Source organism: Nocardiopsis sp. NPDC055879, assembly GCF_053615935.1.
On record NZ_JBSHCT010000011.1, the window covers coordinates 69920 to 94791 of the forward strand.

Below are 24872 nucleotides of genomic sequence, written 5' to 3' on the forward strand. Positions count from 1 at the left end.
TCAACGACACCGGGACGCATCGGGACGCTACCGCGTCCAGGCTCCCGCCGGCCAGCCGTGCGTTGAGACAGGAATCACCTGGAAATGTGGAGATGGGACCACATCCCTCCCCCTTCGCCTTCGATGTCCACCTTGGAGGCAACCCCTCGACATGACAAGTGCCCCCCTGGTTCACCGGGGCGATGAGCGAGCGATCCGAATATCGGTCCTTACCCCCGTAGGCTTCGGGCATGCCTTCCGCGCTCACCCCGAGTTCCGTGCGGCGCCTGCGCGCCACCTTGGACGAACAACTCGCCGTCCTGGGCGAACCCGCCTTCCCCGGTTCGGACGAGGAGGCCGTGGCCACGTCCGCGCGGTTGGCCCTACGGCTGGAGGATCCGCCGAGGGCGCTGCTCAAGGCCGCCGTACGGTGCAGCCTGGCGGTGTTGGCCGACCGAATCCCGGGACACAGCCTGGAGGTGCGGGTGCCGCCCTACGGGGCCGTGCAGGTGATCCAGGGCCCCAGGCACACCCGTGGCACCCCGCCCGGCGTGGTCGAGACCGACCCGCTCACCTGGCTGCGGTTGGCCCTGGGCCGGGTCGATTGGGAGGGTGCGGTCGACGGTCACGACGTGCGCGCCGGCGGAGTACGTTCCGACCTGTCCGGACACCTGCCCCTATGGACGGACGAATAGGGACGTTCGACCCCGGTTGATCGGCCACGGTCGACCAGCCGTTAAGCTGTGCGTGTGTCGTACTCCGACGGCCGGCTCTCCATGGACCTCGATCCGCTCGAACGCGGCCCGCAGGACGCCTGCGGCGTTTTCGGGGTCTGGGCACCCGGCGAAGAAGTCAGCAAACTCACCTACTTCGGTCTCTACGCGCTCCAACACCGCGGCCAGGAATCCGCGGGCATCGCCACCAGCGATGGAGAGCGGATCGTCGTCTACAAGGACATGGGACTGGTCTCCCAGGTCTTCAACGAGGCGACGCTCGACTCACTCAGAGGCCACCTCGCGATCGGTCATTGCCGGTACTCCACCACCGGGTCGCCGGTGTGGGAGAACGCGCAGCCGACGTTCTACACGGCACGCGAGGGAGGTCTGGCCCTCGGTCACAACGGCAATCTGATCAACACGGCGGAGCTGGCGGCGATGCTGCCCGACCAGCGTCGTGGCGCCACCACGGACACCGAGATCCTCACCAACCTGTTGGCGGCCCGGGCCAAGGACGGCCAGTCGCCGGACGACGCGGCCATGGATCTGCTCCCCCAGGTCAAGGGCGCCTACTCCCTGGTGTTCATGGACGAGAACAACCTGTACGCCGCGCGCGATCCCCAGGGCATCCGTCCGTTCGTACTGGGTCGTCTGGGCGAGACCTCCGGTGCGGGCGGCTGGGTCGTGGCCAGTGAGACCGCCGCGCTGGACATCGTCGGTGCCGAGTTCGTCCGGGAGATCGACCCCGGCGAACTCCTGATCATCAACGGCGAAGGGGTCCGTTCCCGCCGGTTCGCCCCGGTCCAACGCAAGGGCTGCCTCTTCGAGTACGTCTACCTGGCCCGTCCCGACACCAGCATCACCGGACGCAACGTCAACTCCACCCGGGTGGAGGTCGGTCGCCGGCTCGCCAGGGAGCACCCGGTCGACGCCGACCTGGTGATCCCGGTCCCCGAATCCGGAACCCCGGCGGCCGTCGGTTACGCCGAGGCCAGCGGTATCCCCTTCGCCCAGGGGCTGGTGAAGAACTCCTACGTGGGGCGCACCTTCATCCAGCCCAGCCAGACCCTGCGCCAGTTGGGCATCCGGCTCAAGCTCAACCCGCTGCGCGAGGTCATCGAGGGCCGTCGTCTGGTGGTCGTGGACGACTCGATCGTGCGCGGCAACACCCAGCGTGCCCTGGTGCGGATGCTGCGCGACGCGGGGGCCGCCGAGGTGCACGTGCGCATCTCCAGTCCACCCGTCCTGTGGCCGTGCTACTACGGCATCGACTTCGCCACCCGCGCCGAGCTCATCGCCGCGAACCTGTCGGTGGAGGAGATCGCCGAGTCCGTCAACGCGGACTCGTTGGCCTATGTGGACCTGGACGAGCTCATCGCCGCGTCCGAGCAGCCCAAGGACCAACTGTGCCGCGCGTGCTTCGACGGGGTGTACCCACTCCAGGTCGACGCCGACTCCCAGGGCAAGTACCTGCTGGAGAAGGCCTGCGGCACCCCCGAGGGTTCCACGCTGGCATCGAACCAGAAGTAGTCACGTGCGGCGGGCCCTCGCGCCCACCGCACGCTCATCTGTCCGGCCGGATCCTTCGGCGTGCCCTCGACAGGGGCGGCGGAACGAACCGAGCAGATCATCCGAATACACGAGGAGAACTCGCGTGGCAGCCGACAGCACAGGGACGACGGGCGCGTACGCGGCCGCGGGCGTCGACATCGCCGCCGGTGAGCGCGCCGTCGACCTGATGAAGCGTCACGTCGCGCGTACGCGCCGACCCGAGCAGGTCACCGACGCCAGCGGTTTCGCGGGCCTGTTCCGCCTGGACACGGCCAAGTACAAGGACCCGGTCCTGGCCACGTCCACCGACGGCGTGGGCACCAAGCTGATGCTCGCCCAGCAGATGGACAAGCACGACACCATCGGCATCGACCTGGTCGCGATGGTCGTCGACGACCTGGTGGTCAGCGGGGCCGAGCCGCTCTTCATGACCGACTACATCGCCACCGGCGCGGTGGTGCCGGAGCGCATCGCGGAGATCGTCGGCGGGATCGCCGAGGGTTGTCACCAGGCGGGCTGCGCGCTGGTCGGTGGGGAGACCGCCGAACACCCGGGGGCGATGGGGGCCGACGAGTACGACCTGGCCGGCGCCGGCACCGGTGTGGTCGAGGGCGACGCCATCCTGGGCCCGGACCGGGTCCGCGAAGGCGACGTCGTGATCGCGATGGGCTCGTCCGGTCCGCACTCCAACGGCTATTCGCTGGTGCGTCACATCGTGGACTCCGCCGGGTTGGACCTGCGCGCCGAGGTCCCGGAGCTGGGCGGTGTGCTGGGCGAGGTCCTGCTCACCCCGACCCGGGTCTACGCCAAGGACTGCGTGGCGTTGACCGAGGCGGTGGAGGTGCACGCCTACTCGCACATCACCGGCGGTGGTCTGGCGGCCAACCTGTCCCGGTCCCTGCCCGAGGGTGTGGAAGCCGAACTGGACCGTGCCACCTGGGCGCCGCTCCCGGTCTTCGATTACCTGGCCGACAAGGGCGGTGTCTCCCGCCAGGACATGGAGGCCACCTTCAACATGGGTGTGGGCATGGTGGCGGTCGTGGCGGAGGCGGACGCCGAGCGCGCGCTCCAGGTGCTCGCCGAACGGGATGTCCCGGCCTGGCGTCTGGGCACCGTGAAGAACGCCGCGAAGAACGGTGCCGGCCTCGCGACCCTGACGGGCGAGTACCGGCGAGCGTGAGGAAAACGGACGCGAATATAGCCGGTGCGAACCACCTGCGTGGTTCGCACCGGCTATATCCACCTGTCCGCGACGGCTTCCGATGGGAAGCCGTGGCCGCTACAGGTCAGCGATTGATTCCGAGCGACCTGAAAGTCTCGGCGACGTGTGACTACTTGTCGGAGTCCGAGTACTTATCGGCAAGATCCGCGTAACGGTCGACCAGGTCATCGTGAGGCTCAACGTAGGGATCGTCCGGACCCGACGGTCCGGAGGGAGACCCCTCATCCTCAGCGACACCCAGCTCCGACCGCAGCCGATCAAGGTCGGTCCCGCCGGTGCTGTACTTGAGCTTCCGGGCGACCTTCTGCTGCTTGGCCTTGGCTCGGCCGCGCCCCATTGGCTCGACCCCCTCAACGATTGGGTTCCGACGAACCCCAGATCACTTACTAACCCGCAGTACCAGGCTGATGGCCGTCAAACGCGACTGACGGCCGGCGCCAGCTTACGTACACACACAACCGTACCTGGTCGGACCGCGCCGTGCCTACGCCACCCGGGGGTGAGGGGTGTGGTGTATGCACGAAAGCCCGTCCTGTCAGGCGTTTCTCACGGTGAGTGTCAGAGGCAACGATCTGTGCCACGATGCGATCGTGCTGCCCTACACCGCGTACCTACGTGTCTACCAACCGATCGCGTCCTTCCCCCCGCGTGACCGAAGGTACTGGGAGGAATACGCCTCGTCCGAGGACAGGCCCAAGCGGATCAACGCCCTGGCCGCCGAACAGGCGGAGAACCTGGGGCGGACCATCGGCACTCCTCCGATCGTCGCTCCCGCCCAGGAGAGCGGGGACGCCTACCTGCGTCGGGTGGACGAGCGGTTGTACGTGTGCCCCTGGCAGACCCGCCTGCGTTGCTGGCGCTCCTTCGACGAGTTCGCCACGGACATGCCCAAGCCCCTCGTCGAGGCCTTCGTGCCCAGGCGGGAGGCGTCACGGGTGGAGACCGGCTACCGGCAGTGGCGCGAGTCTGGAGCGCAGACCAGGCCGTTCATCCTGTCGAGCACGTGGACGATACCGGTGCCGTGGTTCGTGCCCTTCGAACACCAGGAGCGTTGCCTGGTGCTGTCGGCCGACACCACCAGGACGTTGCTGTATCTGACGCACACCTCGCAGGCCCGGCGGCGGTTGGAGCACACGGTGACGATCCTGCGGGAGAACATCGGCGAACACGCGGTCTCGGGGTCGACCGAACGGCTCGTGGACTGGTTGGAGGCGGTCGCCCATCCCGACTCCCTACTGGAACTGGACTACGGGGGGCTGCCGCATCTGCTCAGCGACGACCACCTGAGCGAGGATCACTCGGTGGCGGAGATCTCCGACGCGATCGAGGCCTTGTCCAAGGGCGACGGGGGCCGCGTAGTGGAACTGCGCCAACGCATCACCCGACGTTGGAAGTCTGTGCGCGCCCTGGAGCACGCCAACTGAGGGTCATGGACCCATCAGGTTTTCGTGGACGGCCATGACGGTGTTGTCGTCATCCCAGGCCGGAAACGGTGGAACGCCACGCCGAAGCACAACCTGGTACACCAGGTTTCTCGCCCCGCACCGAACCTCTTTCCGCACGTGACGGCGTTGTGGAACCCGGTTCCATTCGCCCACGACATCAAGGGTAGTGAAACTGGGCATAACGCCCGATAGGGATCGACGTAGACTGTAGTGAGTCGGTTACCGAGTGCACTCTGAGTAATCGAGAAACCCTTGCCACACCGCGAATCCGCGTAACCCGACCCATTGGCCGAAGCGGACGAGCACTTGAGGCGCGAAACCGCCCATCTCCTTCCAGAAGGCGACCGATCAAGGGCTCCGCCCTCTCCCCCGAGCTCGGCATCCGGGTTTCGGTCAGGTCTGCCCTAGCACTTCGGGCACTCCGGATCGAGAAAAACGAGGCCTGAGAACGAAGTTTTGACCGAATACGCCACATGCCACTAAACGTGTCGCTAGAATCACTTAGCGTGACGCGATCACGGGCGGCTTTCAAGGGCCTCCCACGTGCAAAGTTGCTTGGAGTGGTCGCGCAATCACCTCGGGTGATGCCAGTATGGACTTAGACGACATACTGGACATCCGGGCCAAGTGCCAGGAAAAAGGCTCAAGGATCGGCACACAGATCCAGGAGGAGAGGCCGTACACATGTCAACTCGCACGCCCGAGGCGGAACCCCTGTTGACCCCCGCCGAGGTTGCCACCATGTTCCGCGTGGACCCCAAGACCGTGACACGCTGGGCCAAGGCGGGCAAGCTGACCTCGATCCGCACCCTGGGCGGCCACCGCCGCTACCGCGAAACCGAGGTCCGCGCTCTGTTGGCCGGTATCCCGAGCCAGCGTACGGAGTGATCTCCCCGGTCTGTGCCGATTCCGGGGGGAGCGGCCGGACGGGCTCCGGCCACTGAGGACAAGAAGTACCTGGGCGGGTCACCTAGACGGGGTGACCCGCTCATTCTCATGCGCTCGAAGGCCCGCCGGCGGGCCGCACAGGACGAACCTGACCAGGGACGACCTGGACCCTCACCCTCGCCCACGCTGTCCGGAACGGGTCCCCGAGTTCGACCGGAACACCGGTCGGATCAGTCCTCGATACGATCGTCCATCGCCGTGGTGCGCTTGCGGGCCAGGAAGGTCGCGGCCGCGCCACCACCCACCGCGACCACCGCGGCGGTGATCAACGCGGCGATCGAACTTCCGGTCGTCGCGAGGAGTCGACGGCTCGGAGCCGCCGCCTCCTCCTCGGGCTTCTCCCCGCGCTCGCCGCGCTCCGCGCGTTCGCCGCCCTCATCATCGCTCTCCAGCTCGGTCGTGTGGGTGGAACCGATCGCCCACGCGTCCGCGAAGTCGACCGCGAACCCGTTCTCGGCGGCGGGGTCTCCCACCTGGACCCACACGGTCAGGGCGGAGCGGACACCTTCGCCCCGCCACCCCTCCTGGTCGTCCTCGAAGCCGCTCTCATGCTCGATGAAGCGGACACTGACGGGAACTTCCTCGGCGGTCTCGCCATCGGCGTCGAGGACCTCCAGAGTGTCCTCGGCGGTGTACTCGCCCTCGAAATCGGGGATCGGCGCACCGAAGGCGGTCAACTCCCCGTACTCCAGGGTGGCCTCGGTCCGGCCGTCGTAGTCCGCGGCCGCGGTGGACCGCACGTCCTCAAGGGTGAACTCGATCGAGTTGCCGTCGGTGGAGACGTTCTCGGACCCATCCTCGCCGAGGATCACCACGTCCTCAGGGGTCGGGGACTCGCCGGGCGAGGGAGAAGGCTCCTCGAAGGGTGTGTCCGGGGTGGGTTCGTCGGCCTGCTGCCGATCCCGATCGGGTGGAGTCCGCGAGCCGTCGTTCTCGTTCTCCGCCGGGTCGTCCCGCGGGGCCGGGGACCCACCCTCGGAACCGTCCGAAGGGCTCGGGGAAGGCTCCTCCACACCGTCGGGCAGGTCGATCATGCCGAGGTCGACCAGATCCTCCACCCCGAGTCGGACCCGGGCCCGATCCACACTCGCCTGTGAGCTCGCGCCGGTCCCGTCCGCCACCGTGGTCCGGCTCTCGCCCTGGACCCGCGCGTACCCGGCCAACGGGCCGAGGAGGGGATCCGCCGTGGACTCGTCCTGGCGTTCCCCGCCGAAACTGATCGCGGTGGAGTACCCGGTGACCAGATCGCCATCGGCCACCCAGGCCTGTGAACTGGCCCAGACCAGCGGACTCGCGGAGGCCGGGGCCGCGGAGGCCACACCAAACGCGCCCAGCGCCACGAACAGCGTTCCGCCGGCGATCAGTCGGCGGGCGGACGGTACGGCGGGAGTCACCACAACACTCCTGTTGTATCTGGGGGATGCCCGACCCGAGGGTCGGCGCCGCCCCGGCGACGATGCACCGGAACCGGGGACACGTGCCGACCTGGTGGCCGGGCGCGGTGTTTCGTGAAGATCCGAGGAGGGTCTCGAACCGGTCTGGGTGGGCGATCGGGTGGAAGCGGGTCGGATGGAACACCTGTGCGCATGGCGGTCCACACCGCGAGCCTAGTCCCTGGATCACGAAACGGAAACCGTTCCGCCGACGACGATGCCATGACCATGGGGTGACCGTCGGTGGACGCGGAGCGATCACGGGCCGGGTTCGGCGGGCCTTCGAGCGCAAGGAAGGACCCTGGGAACCACGGGGTTCCCAGGGCCCTCAGGACCATCCCACCATCAGTCGGTGGAACCGGCCGGGGCGACGGATCTCACTCAGCCCTCATCGGTCTCCTAGCCCGTGTCACCGTTCCTCTTCCGGCGACGGGCCAGGTAGGCGGCGGCGCCACCACCGGTGGCGAGCGCGACACCGGCGCCGATCAGGGCCGCGATGGGCGCGCCGGTGCGGGCCAGGTCCTCGTCCTTGCCCTGCTCACCGTCGCTCTTGTCACCGTCCCCGGGGTGCTCCTTGCCGTCGTCCTTCCCGTCGTCTCCTTCGCCGCCGCTGCCGCCCTCGTCACCATCACCTTCGTCACCGTCACCTTCGTCACCGTCGCCGTCGTCATCCCCGCCGTCCTCGCCGCCGTCGTCGCCACCGCCGTTGTCGTCGTCATCGTCGTCGCCACCGAGGTCTCCGTCGGTGGTGGCCGCGACGGCCTCCGCCAGGTAGAAGTCGATCCCGCCCAGGACACCGGCGTCGAACTCGGCGTAGAGGATGTTGAAGGCACCGTCCCAGACGACGTCCTCCGCGTACCGGTCGTCGAACTCGCCCTCGCCCTCCTCGTTGAGGACGGTGATGTCGATGCCCAGCTCATTGACGTTCTCCTGGACGGTGCCCGGGGAGAAGTCGGTGGTGTGGGTGCCGTCCCAGTTCTTGGTGACGGAGATGGTGGCGTCGTTGAACTCGACGTCGATGAGGAGGTCCTGGTCCTCGAAGGTCTCGACGGCGTCGTCCTCAGAGAAGGTGGTCACGTCGCCTTCGGAGGCCAGCAGTTCGGTGTCCGCCTCGCTCATGATGTCCAGGACGTCCTCCAGCGTCAGCCGGGCGTGGGCGCTGTTGACCGCGACGCTGGTGTGCGTGCCCGCTGCGTCCACCCGGACCTCGGTGTCGGCGTCGATGGTCAGGAAGCTCTCGGCCTGGAAGGAGTGGTTGTCCGCGGCCGAACCCTCCTGACCCTGCTGAGTGCCTTCCAGGTAGGTCTCCTCGCCATAGACCGAGGCGGTGCCGGAACCGTACAGAACGGTGTCGGCCTGGGCGGGCATGGCGGCGGCCAGACTCAGGGCGCCGAAACCGATGAAGGCGGCACTTCCCTGCAGGACACGACGCGCGGTGATGCTGTGGGTTCTACGCAAGACAATCCTCATTCGGATTCGTCCGACCCGGTTTCGGGTCGGCCTGGCCACGCGTTTCACCACCGAAAAGCGGGTGGGAAGGTCTCGGAACACGGAGTCGCGAGCCAGGATCGGTCGGGGGAGGGCGAGGGCGTTCAGAAGCTCTCTACCTGCGAGAACCGGAAGGGTTCGACCTGGAGCCAAGGAGGGACAGGTGGCCGGTGAACCTTCGTGTTACTTCCCGGTTCTCTTTCGGGAGACTACTCACCGACAAAGATCAAATCACGCATAAGAAGATCACGAACATATCACGATGACCATTTCATTGCGCTGCGTGATCATCACCGAAGAAATGGGTGAAGTTTTATTCGGCCGGTAAACCTTCCCGAGTCGAGCGCGTCATTGGCGTTTCGACAAGGAAGGAAACGCCCGAGAAAAGGGAAGAGGCCACAGAACTCCGCCACCTTTTCGTATAGCGATATCCTGAACTTTGTCCGGTTTCGGACCTTCGACATGGAACGTTCGTCCACCTTTGAGGGGGTACGGCCAGGTCTCGTCGACCCGCTAGGTTGTGGGCATGCTCGACTCCGCACCAACAGAGCGCCCGGGCCGTGTACGTGCCCTGGCCCTGCTCTCATTCGCGGTGCTGTTGACCGCGGCCTGTTCAGCACCCGCCGACGGTGCGCCGGACGGCGATCCCACGGCCGCCCCGCCTCTGCCGGGCCCCGAGGACGCGAACGGGGAGGAGGGCGACGGTGGCGCCGACGACGGGTCCGCGGAGGGCCGGGACAGCGCGGCCGACAACGATGGCCCGCTGGGTGATCGGGTGGTGGTGATCGACCCCGGACACAACGGTGGCAACGCCCGGGCTCCGAGCGAGATCAACAGCCAGGTCGACGTCGGCAACGGCGAGAAGGCCTGCGACACGGTGGGGGCGGAGACCGCGGACGGTTACGCCGAACACGAGTTCAACTGGGAACTGTCGCTTCTGGTCCAGGAGCGGTTGGAGGCCGACGGGGTCGAGGTGATCCTCACCCGCGAGGACAACGAGAGCGTCGGCCCCTGCATCGACAGGCGAGCCGAGATCGGCAACGAGGAGGAGGCCGACGCCGTGGTGTCCATCCACGCGGACGGCGGCCCGGAGTCCGGTCGTGGATTCCACGTCATCACCCCCGGGGAGGTGCCCGGGTTGACCGAGGACATCGTGGAGCCCTCCGCCCTGCTCGCCGAGGACCTGCGACGCGAGTACCTGGAGGGCAGCGACATCCCCTACGCGGACTACCTCGCCGATGAGGGGCTGGACGAACGCATCGACCTGGGCGGGCTGAACCTGTCCACCGTGCCGAAGGTGTTCCTGGAGACCGGGAACATGCGCAACCCCGAGGACGCGGAACTCCTGAGCGACCCCGCCTGGCAGGAGAACGCCGCCGACGCCATAGCCACGGGTCTGGCCACCTACCTCATGCGCGGCTAGCGGACCCACCGGAAACGTTGCCGGTGTGACTCATGGGATCTCATCCCGGATGATCTTGCCTCTGGAAGCAAGATCCAGGGGGCAGGACGGACGACCTGGCGGCCGACGGTCCTTCTTCTTTCGGGCGCCGAAACGCCGAGGAGGCCCCGGTGGCACCGTGTGCCCCGGAGCCTCCTCACGTCCACGAGGGACGCGCCAGGCGAACCGATCCGCTCGATCCGGTCGACGTGATGGTCGAGCGGCGAACGATCAGCTCTCGGCGGTCGCGGCCTCGTCCACCTCGGCGTTGTTCTTCTTACGGCGGGCGAGGAAGGCGGCGGCGCCACCACCGGCGGCGACCGCGGCACCCGCGGCGATCAGGCCGAGGAGCGGGGAACCGGTCGTGGCCAGCGGCTCGGCGTCCTTGACGTCCGAAGCCGGCAGCGTGTCCTTGTCGCGCTCCCTCGGCGGGGTCTTGTCGTCGCCCTCATCGTCCTTGTCGCCACCATCGCCGCCACCGGTGTCACCACCACCGTCGGTCGCACCGGTGGTGATACCCGCGGCGCTCTCGGCGAGCGGGTAGCCGTTCACGATCTCACCGTCGACGGAGAAGGCCAGGTAGAGGTTGGTGTAGGCGTCGTTCCAGAGGAAACCGGCGTCCTCGGTCTGGGCGACCCCCTGGTCGACGACCGGGACGAGGTCGATCACGACCTCCTCACCGTTGGCGAGGGTGGCGACCTCGTCCGGCACGGACAGGTTCCCCTCGAACGCGTGGTGGGAGACGTCGCCGTCCCAGCTCTGGGAAGTGCTCACTGTGGCACCGGTGACGGTGGCCTCGATGAAGACGGTGTCGCCACCATCGACGAGCTCGGAGTTCTCCTCGTTCAGCTCGATGACCTCGTCGGCCGCGTCGTCGGCGGTCGTGTCCACCGTGTCGGCGGCGCTACCGGCGTCGGCCTCGGGGGTCGGCGAGGGCTCGGGGCTCGGCGACGGCTCGGGGTCGGCGCCCGGGGCGGGAACCTCGGTGTCGCCACCGGGTTCGGCACCCTCCGAGGGCAGGTCCTCGGAGTCCTGCGAAGAGCCGTCGTCGCCGTCCTGGCCACCCTCGACGGGCTCGGCGTCCTCGGAGCCGTCGGTCTCGCCGTCCTCGTCCGTCTCGTCGGCCTCGCCGTCGTCCTCGGAGTCGTCCTCGTCGGTCTCCTCTTCCTCTTCCTCCTCGTCGTCCGCCTCGGGGTCGAGGATGTCCTCAAGGTCGTCGAGGGTGATGAGGATGCGGGCCGAGTCGACGACCGTGGTGGCACTGGCGCCCTCGGCGTCGACCGTGGCGGTGGTGGTGCCGTCGACGGTCAGCCAGCCGCCGATACCGCTGGAGAAGGAGTTGGAGACCGTCTGGTCCTGGGTGACGTACGTTTCCGAGACACCGTCACCGCCGACGGCGGAGGCGTATCCCCAGCCGTAGGTGTCCGCGTAGGCCGGCATCGCGGTAGCGATACCGAGAGCGCCGAGAGCGGCGAAGGCCGCGCCGCCCTGAAGCACACGTCGAGCACTGAAACGAGCGTTCTTCAAGATCAATCCTTTTCGGATCGTCCTGGCCCGAGGGGGATCGGGCCTGGCCTGGTCGGGATTTCCACCGCGGAAAAACAACGCGCGGGAAACCTCGCAGAGGCTTCGACCAGGGTCGGATATGGGGGATCGGACAGGGCACACAGAAGCCCTTGACCTGGCGCAACGAAGCACGGGATCGACTACGACCCGCGAAAGCCAGGGCCGGAAAAGCCGTTTTCTTCATGCTCGCCTGCTTGACAAGAACAATACACAAGCGACGGACAGGCGATCACGGAACCGGGTTTCAGAAAGGACACGATGACGATCGACAATCACCATTCGTGACGGAGTTCGACGAATTCCGTGATTCTTCGAGAATCGTGTGAACCGTTCGCCGACACGAGCGTCTTCCATAGAAGGGCCCGCCGCGGGCGCCGGTGGTTCACCGCCTTTCCGGTGTCTCGCGTCACCCCGCCGGCCGCTCGGCCACGTCGTTACCCGACCTTCTGCACGGAACGGGACTTACGTCCACACTCGGCCAGAAACACCGGACGGCATGGCGCGGGCCACTCCATCTCGGCATAATGCGGTCCATGAATCCCCCGGCCACGGCCCTCCCCGAACCCGAGTTCGACCTCGTCCTGCGCGGGTTCGACCGCACCCAGGTCGCCGACCTCATCGAACTGGGTCTACGCGCCCTCGTCTCACCCGAGTCGGTCACGATCTCCGCCGAGCGACTGCGAGAACTCTTGCGCGCTCCCGAGTTCGACGTGGTGTTGCGGGGGCTGGACCGCGGCCAAGTGCTGGACTACCTTGACCTGCTCGCCGACCGACTCGAAGGTCGACCGGATGGCCGACAGGACGGCAACCGACCACCCGCGGGCCCCTGACTCGGCCCCTTCGACCCGCATGAACTGCACAATGGGGACCATGCCTCTGACACCGGCGGACATCCGCAACAAGAAGTTCCACACGGTGCGCCTGCGCCCGGGCTACAACGAGGAGGACGTCGACGCGCTCCTCGATCGGATCGAGGCGACCCTGGTCGCCTTGGAGGGCGGGCCGCGCAAGGGGCCTCTGATCACCGCCGAGGAGATCCGCAACTCTCGCTTCCGCACCACCCGGATGAGTCCCGGGTACCGCGAGGACGAGGTGGACGACTTTCTCGACACCGTGATCGCCGACCTCGCCGGGCGTGGGTTGGGCCAGCCGGCGCCCCCGCCGCTGCCACCGCATCCGACCCAGGGTGATCCGAGACGATCCCCCACCGCGGCGCCCGGACGTCCCGGGGTGGGCGGTCCCGCTGTCGGCAGGCCCGGAGCGGGTGACCCCCGTGCCGGAGGGCCACCGACCCCCCAGCCCCCGACCGGTCGGCCGGTGCCGACCGGCCCCCGGATGACCCCGGACGACATTCGCAACCAGCGTTTCGCCACCACCAGGCTGACCACGGGATACAACGAGCAGGAGGTCGACGATTTCCTGGACCGCGCCGAGTACACGCTGGGTGTGCTGCTCCAGGGTCGTCAGGACCGAGCCACTCTCACGTCGGGCGAGGTGGAACGGGCCCAGTTCGCCACCACTCGGGCCAGGCCGGGCTACGACCCCGCCCAGGTCGACCGTTTCCTGGACGTCCTCGCCGACGAACTGCGCCTGTACGAGCACCACTGACGAGCGCCCTGCGACACCCGCGCGGGAACACGCCGTCAGCGACACACCACGTCCAGGGAAGCGGAACGTAATATTCGAGTACAGGGAGTAGTCATCCCACGCCGCCGGCGGCTCCGGGAACAGTGAACCCGTGTCCACGGCGGCTTGAGGGGAGCAGCATGCAACACGCCACGCCGCCCGGAGCGCCCGCCCCGGCCTGCTCGGTCCACACGGTCCCCGGTCGCGCCACCATGTCCAGGACCCACCACACACCACGGCCGACCTTCCTCAACGATCATGCGCCCGAACTGTGCGCCGAGGATTCCGAGGACCACGTGGTGCTGTCCCCCCGGCACCCCTGGGAACGGCCGCTGTTCGCCCTGTGCACGGTGGTGTCGGTGGCGATCATGAGCGCCCTGTTCCATCTGCTGTGGTCGATCTGGTCGCTCCCGTGGGCCGTTACGGCCTTGGGGGCGGTGCCGTTGGTGTGCTGGTGGGCGAGCGGTCTGAGGTACGCCCGTGAACGCGCGGAGTCGGTGCGTGTCTCCCCCACCCAGTTCCCCGAGGTGTACCGCGTGGTGGTCTCCCTCGCCCGGGAGATGGGGGCGCCCAAGGCTCCAGAGGCGTACGTGCGGCGCGGGGAGGCGTCAGCGCGCACCGACGCCTCCGGGCACGGGCTGCGCAGGTACCTGGTGCTTCCCGGTGCCCTGCTCGATGGTTCCGGCCGGCCGCGCGACCCCGACGCGATGGCGTTCCTGGTGGCCCACCAGATCGGGCACATCACCTCCGGGCACACCGGCTACTGGCAGCGCCTCGCGATCCTGGGGGCCGAACTCGTCCCGGGACTGGGCTCGTCGTTGGCTCGCACGCGGGAGTACACAGCGGACGACCACGGTCTGGCGCACGTGCCCGAGGGCGCTTCGGCGGTACGGCTGTTCGCGGGTGGATCGAATCTGTACACGCGGGTGAACCTGGGTGAGATGGCCGCTCGGGCGTCGGTCGACCGGGACCCCTCGTTGTTCGTGTACCACTTGCTGTCGCGGCGGCCGGGCAACGTCCGGCGGATGGCCGCGCTCCGGGACCGCAGCCGCAGAGGACGCGTTCTCCTGTGAGACCGGGACGGTCCGACCGCTCCCCCGCGCGTCGGGCCTCGCGGTCTCGCCGGGGCTCACCGGAGGTAGTAGGGCGTGCCCTCGGGATGGCGGGCCTTGTGGATGCGTTCCAGGATGCGGTCGGCCATGGGCGGTAGTTCCTCCTGGGCGAACCAGCCGACCTCCAGGCTCTCGTCGTCGTCCGCGCGGGCCTCACCGCCGACGGGTCGGCAGCGGAAGGCCAGATCGAGGAACTGCACCTGGTCGCCGTTGGGGTAGGTGTGCGGTTCCTGGGTGATCACGGTGACCAGGCGCTCCACCTCGATGCGCACTCCGGTCTCCTCCCACACCTCACGGACCACGGCCGGCGCCGGCTGTTCGCCCGGTTCCAGGATCCCGCCCGGGGTGGCCCAGCGACCGTCGTCGGAACGTCGGTGCAGGAGGACCTTGTCCTGGTCGAGCACCACCGCGGTCACCCCGACCAGGGGCAGCAGATCGTGGCCGACGTGTTCGCGCAGGCGCTTGAGGAAGTCAGGGACCGGCATCCTCCGACCGTAGCGCGTACTCCTCGTCGAGGATCGACATCAATACCGCGTCGTGCCATTCGCCGTCCCAACGCAGCTGCTTGCGCCACACCCCTTCACGGACGAACCCGGACTTCTCGTAGGAACGCCGCGCGTTGGTGTTGAAGTCGAACACCTCCAGCGCCACCCGGTGGAGCCCCACGGTCTCGAAGGCGTACTTCAGGACGGCGTCGGTGGCGGCCGTGCCATGACCCCGACCGGTGAAATCCATGCTGTGCAGGGCGATCCGGTAGCCCACCCCGGCGTTGTCCGGGTCGAAGTCGATCAGGGCGCAGTCCCCGACACAGGTGTCGTCGGCGTAGATGAGCCAGTCGGCCCGGTCGTGGTGGTCCGGGCGGCTCGCGGCGAAGGCACGCAGTTCTTCCTCGGTGAAGATCCGGTGGGTGCCGGTGAGACGACGCACCCGCGGATCGAGGTCGAGGATCGCCGGAACGAAGTCGTCGGCGTTCTCGGCACCGAGCGGGACGAGCCGCACTCCGCGTCCGTGGAGGGTGGGCTGTTCGCGGAAGGGGTCGGGAGGCAGCATGATGGGAATCCAAGCAGCGGGCCCTGGCACGGGCAACGGGTTTTCCAGGAGGTCCTGTTGGAGAGGGTCAGCTTCCAGACCGTCCGGGAGACCAACCTGCGGTCGGTGTTGGGGACCGTGCGGGAGTCGGCTCCGTGTTCTCGGGCGGCCGTCGCGGCGAACACCGGTCTGAACAAGACCACCGTCTCCAGCCTGGTCGCCGACCTGATGGAGCGTGGGCTGGTCAGGGAGACCGGGGAGACCTCTCAGCGCAGGGTGGGCCGGCCCGGGGTACTGCTCGCCTTGGACGACCGGTCGGTGGCGGCGGTGGGGCTGGAGGTCAACGTCGACTACCTCTCGGTGGTGGCGGTGGACCTGTTGAACCGCGGACTGGTGGAACGCCACGTCCCCTTGGACGCCCGGGCCGAGGGGGCAGAGAAGTGCGCTCGGAGGATCTCCGAGGCGCTGCGGGAGGTCGCGGGGGATCCCGCGTTACGGGGACGCCGCCTGGTGGGGGTGAGCGTCGCCGTTCCAGGCTTGATCGACGTGCCGTCGGGGGTGGTGACCCGGGCGCCGAACCTGGGGTGGCGGGACGTACCACTGGGGGACCTGGTCCGGGGTTCCCTGGACGGGGTTCCGGTGTTGGTGGACAACGACGCCGACCTCGGCGCGATGGCCGAGTTCCGGTTCGGTCCGTGCGCGGGCATCCCGGACCTGGTGTACCTGACCGGTGAGGTCGGCATCGGCGCGGGTGTGCTGACCGGCGGTGAGCTGGTGCGCGGTTCCGGTGGGTGGGCCGGGGAGGTCGGGCACCTGGAACTGGAGCCGAACGGCCCGGAGTGCTCCTGTGGTCGGCGGGGTTGTCTGGAGGCTCTCGCCGGTGTGGGGGCGATCCTGCGCGAAGCGCTGCCCGGCTCTTCGGGGGGCGACGTCGCCGGTCTGGTCGCGTCGACGGTGGAGCGCGCCGAGGCGGGTGATCCCACCACTCTGGGCGCGTTGGAGCGGGCGGGCGAATGGCTGGGCCGTGCGGTGGCCGTGCTGGTCAACGTGGTCAACCCGGGCGCGGTGGTGTTGGGCGGCTACTTCGTACCGCTGGCGCCGTGGTTGCTCCCACGGTGTCGAGAGGCCGCGTTGGCGCGGTCCTTCGCCCCCGACGCGGGCGGTTGTCGAGTGGAGCCTTCGGATCTGGGGATGAGCGCGGCGGCCCGGGGTGGCGCCGCGGTGATGATCCACTCCCTGGAGACGGGAGACCTTCCGCTGCCCCGTTGACAATTAGTTGTGACTCTAGACAAACTGATCGCGTCCGGCCTCGGACCGACACCCCCCAGGAGCGCAGCCATGTCCGATCACCAGCCCACCCCAGAGGACAACTTCACCTTCGGTCTGTGGACCGTGGGATGGCAGGGCGTCAACACCTTCGGTGACGCCGTCCGCCCCCCGCTCGACCCCGTGGAGGCGGTCCGCCGCCTGGCCGAACTCGGCGCGCACGGCATCACCTTCCACGACGACGACCTCATTCCGCGCGGCAGCACCACCGCGGAACGCGACGCGATCGTCGCCCGGTTCACCGCGGCCCTGGAGGAGACCGGGATGACCGTGCCGATGGCGACCACCAACCTGTTCTCCCACCCGGTGTTCCGGGATGGCGGCTTCACCTCCAACAGCCGCGACGTACGTCGATACGCGCTGCGCAAGGTCATCCGCAACATCGACCTGGCCGCCTCACTCGGTGCGCGGACCTACGTGTGCTGGGGCGGCATGGACGGCGCCGAGTCCGAGGCCGGCAAGGACGACCACTCCGCCCTCGACCGTCTCCGAGAGGCCTTCGACCTGCTGTGCTCGTACGTGCGCGATCAGGGCTACGACCTGCGTTTCGCCATCGAGCCCAAGCCGAACGAGCCGCGTGGCGACGTCCTGCTGCCCACGGTCGGCCACGCCTTGGCGTTCATCAGCAGCCTCGAACACTCCGAGATGGTGGGGGTCAACCCCGAGGTCGGCCACGAGCAGATGGCCGGACTCAACTTCGTACACGGCGTCGCCCAGGCACTGTGGGCGGACAAGCTGTTCCACATCGACCTCAACGGTCAGCGGGGCGTGAAGTACGACCAGGACCTGCGCTTCGGCGCGGGCGACCTGAAGGAGTCGTTCTTCCTGGTCGACCTGTTGGAGCGGGCCGGTTACGCGGGCCCCAAGCACTTCGACTTCAAGCCGCCGAGGACCGAGGACATGTCCGGGGTGTGGGAGTCCGCCGCCGCGTGCATGCGCAACTACCTGATCCTCAAGGACAAGGCCGCGGCGTTCCGCGCCGATCCGGCGGTGGCCGTCGCCCTGGCCGAGGCCCGGGTGCCGGAACTGTCCGAGTCCACCCTGTCCCCCGGTGAGAGCGTCGCCGACCTTCTCAAGGAGGACCTGGACCTGGATGAGGTGGGCCGGCGCGGCTATCACTTCGAGCGCCTGGACCAACTGGCCCTGGAGCACCTGCTCGGCGTGCGCTGAGCCGTTCCGTACCTCCGTGTGAGCCCGCCACCGATCGATCGGTGGCGGGCCCATATGCCTTCTTCATTCTCCTGCCGATCAGATATCGCTCAAAAGCCCTGCCCGTAGATGTCCCGTCGATCCCCAACGGCGATGACCAGGACACACACGACCGGCTGCCCATCATCCTCCTTGTCCAGCGTGTAGACAGCACGGTAATCCCCGATCCTCAATCGCCAGCGACCATGCTGACCAGTCAAGGGTTTGATATCCAGGGCACTGGTGTCACCGGCTTCCAGAGCGTCCTGTAGCTCTGACAACTTGCGCAGGACCCGAACCGCTTCGTCCTTGGGTATACGGCGCATTCTGCGCTTGGCAGCGGTAGTGAACCGAGTGACGTACCGGTTCACTCCGGACCTTGAGCAAGTTCGCGCGCCATCTCCTCCAGGGTGATGGTGTGCTCACGCCCTTCCCGCTCAGACTCGTCGGCAAGACGGTTCAGCCACTCGTCCTCCGCAGCTTGTTCGAGCCGGAGGAGACGCCGATACTCGTCCGCATCGACGATGGCAGCCGTGACCTTGCCCCGCTGTGTGACGAAGGTCGGAGTGTGCTCATGACGTGCCCGCTCGATGGCGTCAGCGAAGTGACGTCGCACTTCGGACATAGTCGCGGTGACAGATTCACTCATGCATTCAATGTACCAGATGTACATCTATTACATCAGGCTCTATATAGAACCGTGCAAAGGAGCGGACATGGCCCCGAGGGCGCGCGTGACCGACCGTTGGAGGGCCGTGGTGGCCCCGAGGTGGCGACCACGGGGCCTCGACGGGTTCGAGTGGCGGCTAGCCGGCCTGCCGTTTGGCCTCCAGGGCCTCCATCGCCGCGATCGCGGTGGCGACGGTCTGGTGGACCGGTACCTGACGATGCAGGCCGACCAAGCGGACGACCTTGGTGACTCGTTCGTTCAGAGCGGCCAACGACAGTGAACCGTTCTGCTCACGAACGGTCCGGTAGGCGTTGATGATGACGTTCAGCCCGCTGGAGTCCATGAAGTCCAGCGCGGACAGGTCCAGGATGAGCCACGGACCGTGGTCCTCGATCGTGGCCCCGATGTGTTCCTGGAGGTCTGCGGCGGTCGCGATGTCGAGCTCTCCCTCGATCGCGACGATCACGCTGCGGCTTTCGACCCGCGTGCTCAGTCCGAGCCTGTGCACGTTCACTCCTCCCGGCCCCACGTTCAGATGGTGAGGGGTCCCTCGCTTAACCATACGCAGCCCGACCGGGTACGACCACCGGGCCCGGCTCCACTCCCACAGAGCCGATCCGGTGCGGAGGGTTCCCTCGTGCCCGAGCGATCTGGTCGGTCGTTGGACACACACGGTATAAGCGAACCGCCGCGACGGGAATGGCATCGGGCAAGAAATTTTCGCCTCATGGGCGAGAACCTCGTTCCAGTGTCCGGTTTTCGACCGTTGACACTGGGTTATTTCACGACATCGGAACCGGTGTCGTCGGCTGCTCCCCGGAGGGCTTCGACGTCCTCTTCGGACCGGTCACGTTCCGTACCCGCCTCTCGGACGCCATCACGCTGCGTGAAGGACTCCAGCAGGGTGCGGGCGGCCAGGGTGGGCGTGGTCTCCCCCGAGCGCACCCCCGCCTCCATGCCCGGGATGAGATCCGACACTTCCCGGTCGCGCAGGAAGGTGTCCATCAACTGATCCCGAACCTGGTCCCACATCCAACTGACGCCCTGGGCGCTGCGACGCTCGGCCAGGGCACCGTCGCTCTCCAGCACGGACCGGTGTTCGAGCACGGTCTCCCACACCCGGTCCAGCCCCTCGCCGGTCAGGCCGCTACAGGTCAACACGGGCGGACGCCACTCCGGGTGGACGGGCTGGAGCAGCCGCAGGGCCCTGGAGAGCTCCCGGGCGGCCTTGCGGGCGTCGTCGGCGTGCGGCCCGTCGGCCTTGTTCACCGCCACGACGTCCACCAGTTCCAGGACGCCCTTCTTGATGCCCTGGAGCTGGTCACCGGTGCGCGCCAGGGTGAGGAAGAGGAAGCAGTCCACCATCGCCGCGACGGTGACCTCGGACTGCCCGACACCCACCGTCTCGACCAGGACCACGTCGAACCCGGCCGCCTCCATCAGCAGCATGGTCTCCCGGGTCGCCCGGGCCACCCCACCGAGGGTTCCGGCCGTGGGCGAGGGACGGATGAACGCGTTCGGGTCGACCGCCAGCTCGGACATCCGGGTCTTGTCACCGAGGATGCTGCCACCGGTCCGGGTGGACGAGGGGTCCACTGCCAGCACGGCCACCCGATGCCCGTTCGAGGTCAACCGGCCGCCGAGCGCGTCGATGAAGGTCGATTTGCCCACCCCGGGCACCCCGGTGATCCCCACCCGATGCGCCTTACCGGTGTGCGGCAGCAACCGCACCAACAACTCCTGGGCGGAGCGCGCGTGGTCACGACGGCGCGATTCCACCAGGGTGATCGCCCGGGCCAGGGTCGGCCGGTGTCCGGCCAGGACCCCCTCGGCCAGGGCGTCCACGTCCACCGAACGACTCCTGCGCGCCGTCACGGTCACTCCCCTTCCAGGTCCGTTCCCAGACGTTGTTCGAGTTCGTCGAGCAGGTCGATGGCGGCTTCGGCGATCACCGTGCCCGGCGGGAAGATCGCCGACGCTCCCGCCTCGCGCAGCTCCTCGAAGTCACCCGGGGGGATGACCCCGCCGACCACGATCATGATGTCCGAGCGGTCGAGCGCCGCCAGTTCCTCGCGCAGCGCCGGAACCAGGGTCAGGTGCCCCGCCGCGAGGGAGGACACCCCGACCACGTGCACGTCGGCCTCCACGGCCTGGGCGGCGACCTCACCCGGGGTCTGGAACAGCGGGCCCACGTCGACGTCGAAGCCGAGGTCGGCGAAGGCGGTCGCGATGACCTTCTGACCGCGGTCGTGACCGTCCTGGCCCATCTTCGCCACCAGGATGCGGGGACGACGCCCCTCCTCCTCGGCGAACCCGTCGACGCGCGCCGTCACCCGGTCCATCAGCCCGGCCGCGTCGGTGCTGCCGGCCGCCTCGTCCTTGTACACACCCTGGATGGTACGGATCTGACCGGAGTGACGGTTGAAGACCCTCTCCATCGCGTCGGAGATCTCCCCCACGGTGGCCTTGGCGCGGGCGGCGTTCACCGCGGCGGCCAAGAGGTTGTCGGTGAGGTTCTCGTCCGCCTTGGACTCGCGTCCGGCGGCCTCGGTCAGCGCGTCCAGCGCGGCGCGCACCTCGTCGTCGTCGCGTTCCGCGCGCAAGCGGCGCAGCTTCTCCAGCTGTTCGGCGCGCACGCGGGTGTTGTCGACCTTGAGCACCTCGATCTCGTCGGCGGTGTCGGGCCGGTACTTGTTGACGCCGATCACCGGCTGACGGCCCGAGTCGATACGCGCCTGGGTGCGCGCGGCCGCTTCCTCGATGCGCATCTTGGGCAGGCCGGCATCGATCGCGGCGGCCATTCCACCGGCCTTCTCGACCTCTTCGATGTGCGCCCAGGCCTTGGTCGCGAGCTGGTGGGTCAGGCTCTCCACGTAGTAGCTGCCGCCCCAGGGGTCGACCACCCGAGTGGTTCCGGACTCCTGCTGCAGCAACAGCTGGGTGTTGCGGGCGATGCGCGCGGAGAAGTCGGTGGGCAGGGCCAGCGCCTCGTCCAGGGCGTTGGTGTGCAGTGACTGGGTGTGTCCCTGGGTCGCGGCCATCGCCTCCACACAGGTGCGGGCCACGTTGTTGAACACGTCCTGCGCGGTGAGCGACCAGCCCGAGGTCTGCGAGTGGGTGCGCAGGCTCAACGACTTGTCCTTGGTCCCGCCGAGGTCCTTGACCAGACGCGCCCACAGCAGGCGGGCGGCGCGCAGCTTGGCCACCTCCATGAAGAAGTTCATGCCGATCGCCCAGAAGAACGACAGCCGCGGTGCGAACGCGTCCACGTCCAGACCGGAGCGCTGACCGGCGCGAATGTACTCCACCCCGTCGGCGAGCGTGTAGGCCAGCTCCAGGTCGGCCGTGGCCCCGGCCTCCTGCATGTGGTAGCCGGAGATCGAGATGGAGTTGAACCGCGGCATCCGTTGGGAGCTGTAGGCGAAGATGTCGGAGATGATCCGCATCGACGGCGTCGGCGGGTAGATGTAGGTGTTGCGGACCATGAACTCCTTGAGGATGTCGTTCTGGATGGTCCCCGACAGCTTCTCGGGTGGCACACCCTGTTCCTCGGCGGCGACGATGTACAGCGCCAGGATGGGCAGCACCGCACCGTTCATGGTCATGGAGACGCTCATCTTGTCCAACGGGATGCCGTCGAACAGTTGGCGCATGTCGTAGATGGAGTCGATGGCCACCCCGGCCATGCCGACGTCGCCGGCGACCCGAGGGTGGTCGGAGTCGTAACCGCGGTGGGTGGCCAGGTCGAAGGCGACCGACAGGCCCTTCTGTCCGGCGGCGAGGTTGCGCCGGTAGAAGGCGTTGGACTCCTGGGCGGTGGAGAACCCGGCGTACTGGCGGATGGTCCACGGCTGGTTGACGTACATGGTCGGGTAGGGCCCGCGCAGGTACGGCGGGACGCCCGGCAGCCCATCGACGAAGTCCAGGCCGGCCCGGTCGGCGGGGGTGTAGAGCGGTTTGACCCCGATTCCCTCGGGGGTCTCCCATTCCAGGGCGTCGGCGGCCTTACCGGTCGCCTCCTCCAGGGTCCGTCGCCAGTCGGCGCCGCCCTGAGACCCCTGCCCGGTGAAGGCCGGTGGCTCCGGTGCGATGTCGGAGAAGTCGGGGATCATGAGCTCGCCCCCTGGGCGTCGGTGATGCTGACGGGCGGATCGGTGATGAAGACGTCCACCAGGTCGGAGAGCAGGGCGACCGCGTCACAGCCCTTGTGGGCGAACACGTCCACCCCCGCCTCGCGGTAGGCGTCGCGCGGTGCCCCGGCGAGCAGGACCCGACGGGCACCGGCTCCCTTCAGGGCACGTGCCAGCGCTTCGGCGTGCTCGGCGTACATCTTGTCGGAGGAGCAGATGACCGCGACCCGGTGGCCGGAGGCGGCGAAGGCCTCCGCCGCGGAGCGCGGGTCCTCCAGCGGCCCCGGCGAGTCGGTGGTGATCCCACCGGCGGCGAGCAGGTTGGTGGCGAAGGACGCGCGGGCGGTGTGCACCGCCACCGGACCCAGCGTGGCCAGGAACGCGGTGGGGCGGTGGCCGGTCTCGGTCTCCTGGGCGTCGCAACGGTCGCGCAGTGCCTCGTAGTCCTGCCCGTAGCGGCGTACCGGGAAGCCGTCGGCGGACGGTTCGATCCGACCGGGGTCGACCTCGCGCACCAGCGGCGTCTCGTCCAGGTTCGGGAACTCGCTCAGCCCGGTCAGCGGTGCGGCACGGGTGGCCAGGTCCTGTCGGCGGCGCTCCCACACCTTGTCGACGGCGGCACGCAGCCCACCGTGGGCGATGGCCTCTGCGACACCGCCGGACCGCTCCAGCTCCTGGAAGAAACCCCATCCGGCGCGGTACAGGTCCCCGGTGAGGGACTCCACGTAGAAGGAGCCGCCGGCGGGGTCGATGACCCGCGCCAGGTGCGATTCCTCGATGAGCAGCGACTGGGTGTTGCGGGCGATGCGCCGGGCGAAGTCGTCGGGCAGCCCGAGGGCGGAGTCGAAGGGCGCGACGGTGACGGTGTCGGCGCCGCCCACCCCGGCGGCGAAGCAGGCGATCGTGGTCCGCAGCATGTTGACGTGCGGGTCGCGGCGGGTGAGCATCGCGTCCGAGGTGGTGGCGTGCAGACGCATGGCGCGCCGGTCGGCCGGCAGCCCGGAGACCTCCAGCACCTGGTTCCACATGGCGCGGACCGCGCGGAGCTTGGCGATCACCGCGAACTGGTCGGCGTTGGCGGCCAGTCGGAACTCGATCCGCCCGGCGGCGTCGGCCACGTCCAGGCCGGCCTCGACGAGGGCGCGCAGGTAGGCGGTGCCGGCGGCGATGGCCGCGCCGATCTCCTGGGAGTCGGATCCGCCCGCGTTGTGCACCAGGGTGCCGTCGGCGACGAACAGTCCGAGGTGCGGGTGGTGGGCGGCCCGTTCGGCGGCGAACCGTGCGGCGTCGGCCACCTCGGGACGCTCGCCGGCCAGGGCGGCCGTGGTGAACGGGTCCAGGCCCAGGTGGGAGATGACCCGACCGTCGGGGACGTCGGCGTCGGTGTGCGCCGCCAGCAGGGCCCGGGCCGCGTCGAAGGCCTCGGGACCGGGTGCCCGCAGCACCACCGGAGCCAGGTCGAGGTAGACGTCGGCGAGGGCCTCGCCCAGCCGAGAGACCGGGAGACCGTCACCGCCCACGCCGATCCACAGCGAGGCGACGCCGTTCATCAGGTCGTTGTGGATACGCCTGCGCAGCTCGGCCGGGTCCGCGTCGTCGTGGCGCGCGCGGATGTCCCATCCGCCGGGCATGCCACCACCGGGGCGGTACCCGCGGGTGAACGGCGCCAGCCCGGGGTAACCGGGATCGGGCGCCGGCGGTGTGGAGGTGTAGAGGGGATCGATGTCGAAGCCGTCGAGGGTGTGCGTGGCGAGCACCGATTCGGGCGTCCGCTCCAGGCGGTCCTCGGCGACACCGCTCTTGCGCAGCACCCCGGCGACGAGTTCGCGCCACCGCTCATGTGTGGCCGCCGGGAAACCCTCGGCCAGGTCGAGGGCCTCGGCGGACCCGCTCTCTGGAACGTCCATACTCCGAGATGGTAGAGAACACCGTTCGGTTTCGGTGATCCGGGGTGCGGTCCCCCGGCGAACGTGGCGGGATCGACGCCCCGGCCCGAGAGGAG

The 24872-nt window shown here is 68.5% G+C and carries 23 protein-coding genes; 11 read left to right on the forward strand and 12 right to left on the reverse strand.

The window, feature by feature from the left end; genetic code table 11:
* Window positions 1-230 precede the first annotated feature (230 nt).
* The 3 genes from ACWGKS_RS14915 (at window position 231) to purM (ending at window position 3426) form a co-directional block, all read left to right on the forward strand.
* Window positions 231-674 carry a sterol carrier family protein gene (locus tag ACWGKS_RS14915; protein ID WP_358503708.1) on the forward strand — a complete coding sequence of 148 codons (444 nt, stop codon included), beginning with the start codon at window positions 231-233 and terminating at the stop codon, window positions 672-674.
* A gap of 54 nt (window positions 675-728) precedes the next feature.
* Window positions 729-2225, forward strand: coding sequence for an amidophosphoribosyltransferase (purF, locus tag ACWGKS_RS14920; RefSeq protein ID WP_452455429.1), 1497 nt, complete (start codon window positions 729-731; stop codon window positions 2223-2225).
* A gap of 124 nt (window positions 2226-2349) precedes the next feature.
* Window positions 2350-3426: a phosphoribosylformylglycinamidine cyclo-ligase gene (purM, locus tag ACWGKS_RS14925; RefSeq protein ID WP_358503714.1), complete on the forward strand. Its 1077-nt coding sequence runs from the start codon at window positions 2350-2352 to the stop codon at window positions 3424-3426.
* Between the two features lie 151 nt (window positions 3427-3577).
* Here the strand turns inward: purM and ACWGKS_RS14930 are convergent, their stop codons facing one another.
* Window positions 3578-3805 carry a DUF3073 domain-containing protein gene (locus ACWGKS_RS14930; protein ID WP_358503717.1) on the reverse strand — a complete coding sequence of 76 codons (228 nt, stop codon included), beginning with the start codon at window positions 3803-3805 and terminating at the stop codon, window positions 3578-3580.
* A gap of 253 nt (window positions 3806-4058) precedes the next feature.
* On the opposite strand from ACWGKS_RS14930, the gene ACWGKS_RS14935 reads away from it, so the two are divergent.
* Complete coding sequence (locus ACWGKS_RS14935) at window positions 4059-4892, forward strand: hypothetical protein (RefSeq protein WP_358503720.1); 834 nt, start codon at window positions 4059-4061, stop codon at window positions 4890-4892.
* A gap of 705 nt (window positions 4893-5597) precedes the next feature.
* Window positions 5598-5801: a developmental transcriptional regulator BldC gene (gene bldC / locus ACWGKS_RS14940; protein WP_013155387.1), complete on the forward strand. Its 204-nt coding sequence runs from the start codon at window positions 5598-5600 to the stop codon at window positions 5799-5801.
* A 230-nt stretch (window positions 5802-6031) separates the two neighbouring features.
* On the opposite strand, the gene ACWGKS_RS14945 is transcribed toward bldC, so the two are convergent.
* Together ACWGKS_RS14945 and ACWGKS_RS14950 are read right to left on the reverse strand one after the other, a co-directional pair.
* Window positions 6032-7255 (reverse strand): hypothetical protein, encoded by a 1224-nt coding sequence (locus ACWGKS_RS14945; RefSeq protein WP_452522857.1) that lies wholly within the window; start codon window positions 7253-7255, stop codon window positions 6032-6034.
* Window positions 7256-7693: 438 nt separating this feature from the next.
* Window positions 7694-8752, reverse strand: a complete 1059-nt coding sequence (locus ACWGKS_RS14950) for a DNA primase (protein WP_452522859.1) — start codon at window positions 8750-8752, stop codon at window positions 7694-7696.
* Between the two features lie 556 nt (window positions 8753-9308).
* On the opposite strand from ACWGKS_RS14950, the gene ACWGKS_RS14955 reads away from it, so the two are divergent.
* Window positions 9309-10205 (forward strand): N-acetylmuramoyl-L-alanine amidase, encoded by an 897-nt coding sequence (locus tag ACWGKS_RS14955; protein WP_452522861.1) that lies wholly within the window; start codon window positions 9309-9311, stop codon window positions 10203-10205.
* Window positions 10206-10454: 249 nt separating this feature from the next.
* Here ACWGKS_RS14955 and ACWGKS_RS14960 read toward each other — a convergent pair whose 3' ends face one another.
* Complete coding sequence (locus tag ACWGKS_RS14960) at window positions 10455-11750, reverse strand: hypothetical protein (protein ID WP_452522863.1); 1296 nt, start codon at window positions 11748-11750, stop codon at window positions 10455-10457.
* Between the two features lie 572 nt (window positions 11751-12322).
* Here ACWGKS_RS14960 and ACWGKS_RS14965 point away from each other — a divergent pair.
* From ACWGKS_RS14965 to ACWGKS_RS14975, 3 genes are all read left to right on the forward strand, one after another.
* Complete coding sequence (locus ACWGKS_RS14965; RefSeq protein WP_358503734.1) at window positions 12323-12619, forward strand: hypothetical protein; 297 nt, start codon at window positions 12323-12325, stop codon at window positions 12617-12619.
* Window positions 12620-12650: 31 nt separating this feature from the next.
* Complete coding sequence (locus tag ACWGKS_RS14970; RefSeq protein WP_358503737.1) at window positions 12651-13397, forward strand: DivIVA domain-containing protein; 747 nt, start codon at window positions 12651-12653, stop codon at window positions 13395-13397.
* Window positions 13398-13555: 158 nt separating this feature from the next.
* Window positions 13556-14488, forward strand: a complete 933-nt coding sequence (locus ACWGKS_RS14975) for a M48 family metallopeptidase (RefSeq protein WP_358503740.1) — start codon at window positions 13556-13558, stop codon at window positions 14486-14488.
* 56 nt (window positions 14489-14544) lie between these two features.
* Here ACWGKS_RS14975 and ACWGKS_RS14980 read toward each other — a convergent pair whose 3' ends face one another.
* Both ACWGKS_RS14980 and ACWGKS_RS14985 read right to left on the reverse strand, forming a co-directional pair.
* On the reverse strand, window positions 14545-15012 hold the full coding sequence (locus ACWGKS_RS14980) for an NUDIX hydrolase (RefSeq protein ID WP_358503743.1): 468 nt from the start codon (window positions 15010-15012) through the stop codon (window positions 14545-14547).
* Complete coding sequence (locus ACWGKS_RS14985) at window positions 14999-15577, reverse strand: GNAT family N-acetyltransferase (protein ID WP_358503746.1); 579 nt, start codon at window positions 15575-15577, stop codon at window positions 14999-15001. The genes ACWGKS_RS14980 and ACWGKS_RS14985 overlap by 14 nt, the downstream gene beginning before the upstream one ends.
* A gap of 57 nt (window positions 15578-15634) precedes the next feature.
* On the opposite strand from ACWGKS_RS14985, the gene ACWGKS_RS14990 reads away from it, so the two are divergent.
* Both ACWGKS_RS14990 and xylA read left to right on the forward strand, forming a co-directional pair.
* The gene (locus tag ACWGKS_RS14990; RefSeq protein WP_452522865.1) at window positions 15635-16825 is read left to right on the forward strand and encodes an ROK family protein; all 1191 of its coding nucleotides are present in this window, start codon (window positions 15635-15637) and stop codon (window positions 16823-16825) included.
* 69 nt (window positions 16826-16894) lie between these two features.
* Window positions 16895-18052 carry a xylose isomerase gene (xylA, locus tag ACWGKS_RS14995; RefSeq protein WP_452522867.1) on the forward strand — a complete coding sequence of 386 codons (1158 nt, stop codon included), beginning with the start codon at window positions 16895-16897 and terminating at the stop codon, window positions 18050-18052.
* Between the two features lie 89 nt (window positions 18053-18141).
* On the opposite strand, the gene ACWGKS_RS15000 is transcribed toward xylA, so the two are convergent.
* The 6 genes from ACWGKS_RS15000 to ACWGKS_RS15025 form a co-directional block, all read right to left on the reverse strand.
* The gene (locus ACWGKS_RS15000; RefSeq protein ID WP_452522869.1) at window positions 18142-18441 is read right to left on the reverse strand and encodes a type II toxin-antitoxin system RelE family toxin; all 300 of its coding nucleotides are present in this window, start codon (window positions 18439-18441) and stop codon (window positions 18142-18144) included.
* Window positions 18438-18719 carry a type II toxin-antitoxin system Phd/YefM family antitoxin gene (locus ACWGKS_RS15005; RefSeq protein WP_452522871.1) on the reverse strand — a complete coding sequence of 94 codons (282 nt, stop codon included), beginning with the start codon at window positions 18717-18719 and terminating at the stop codon, window positions 18438-18440. The genes ACWGKS_RS15000 and ACWGKS_RS15005 overlap by 4 nt, the downstream gene beginning before the upstream one ends.
* A 157-nt stretch (window positions 18720-18876) precedes the next feature.
* Window positions 18877-19248: an STAS domain-containing protein gene (locus tag ACWGKS_RS15010; RefSeq protein ID WP_358503762.1), complete on the reverse strand. Its 372-nt coding sequence runs from the start codon at window positions 19246-19248 to the stop codon at window positions 18877-18879.
* Between the two features lie 269 nt (window positions 19249-19517).
* On the reverse strand, window positions 19518-20621 hold the full coding sequence (meaB, locus tag ACWGKS_RS15015; protein ID WP_452522873.1) for a methylmalonyl Co-A mutase-associated GTPase MeaB: 1104 nt from the start codon (window positions 20619-20621) through the stop codon (window positions 19518-19520).
* The gene (gene scpA, locus ACWGKS_RS15020) at window positions 20618-22852 is read right to left on the reverse strand and encodes a methylmalonyl-CoA mutase (RefSeq protein WP_452522875.1); all 2235 of its coding nucleotides are present in this window, start codon (window positions 22850-22852) and stop codon (window positions 20618-20620) included. Before scpA ends, meaB begins: the two co-directional genes overlap by 4 nt.
* Window positions 22849-24777, reverse strand: coding sequence for a methylmalonyl-CoA mutase family protein (locus ACWGKS_RS15025; RefSeq protein ID WP_452522877.1), 1929 nt, complete (start codon window positions 24775-24777; stop codon window positions 22849-22851). The genes scpA and ACWGKS_RS15025 overlap by 4 nt, the downstream gene beginning before the upstream one ends.
* Between the last annotated feature and the right edge of the window lie 95 nt (window positions 24778-24872).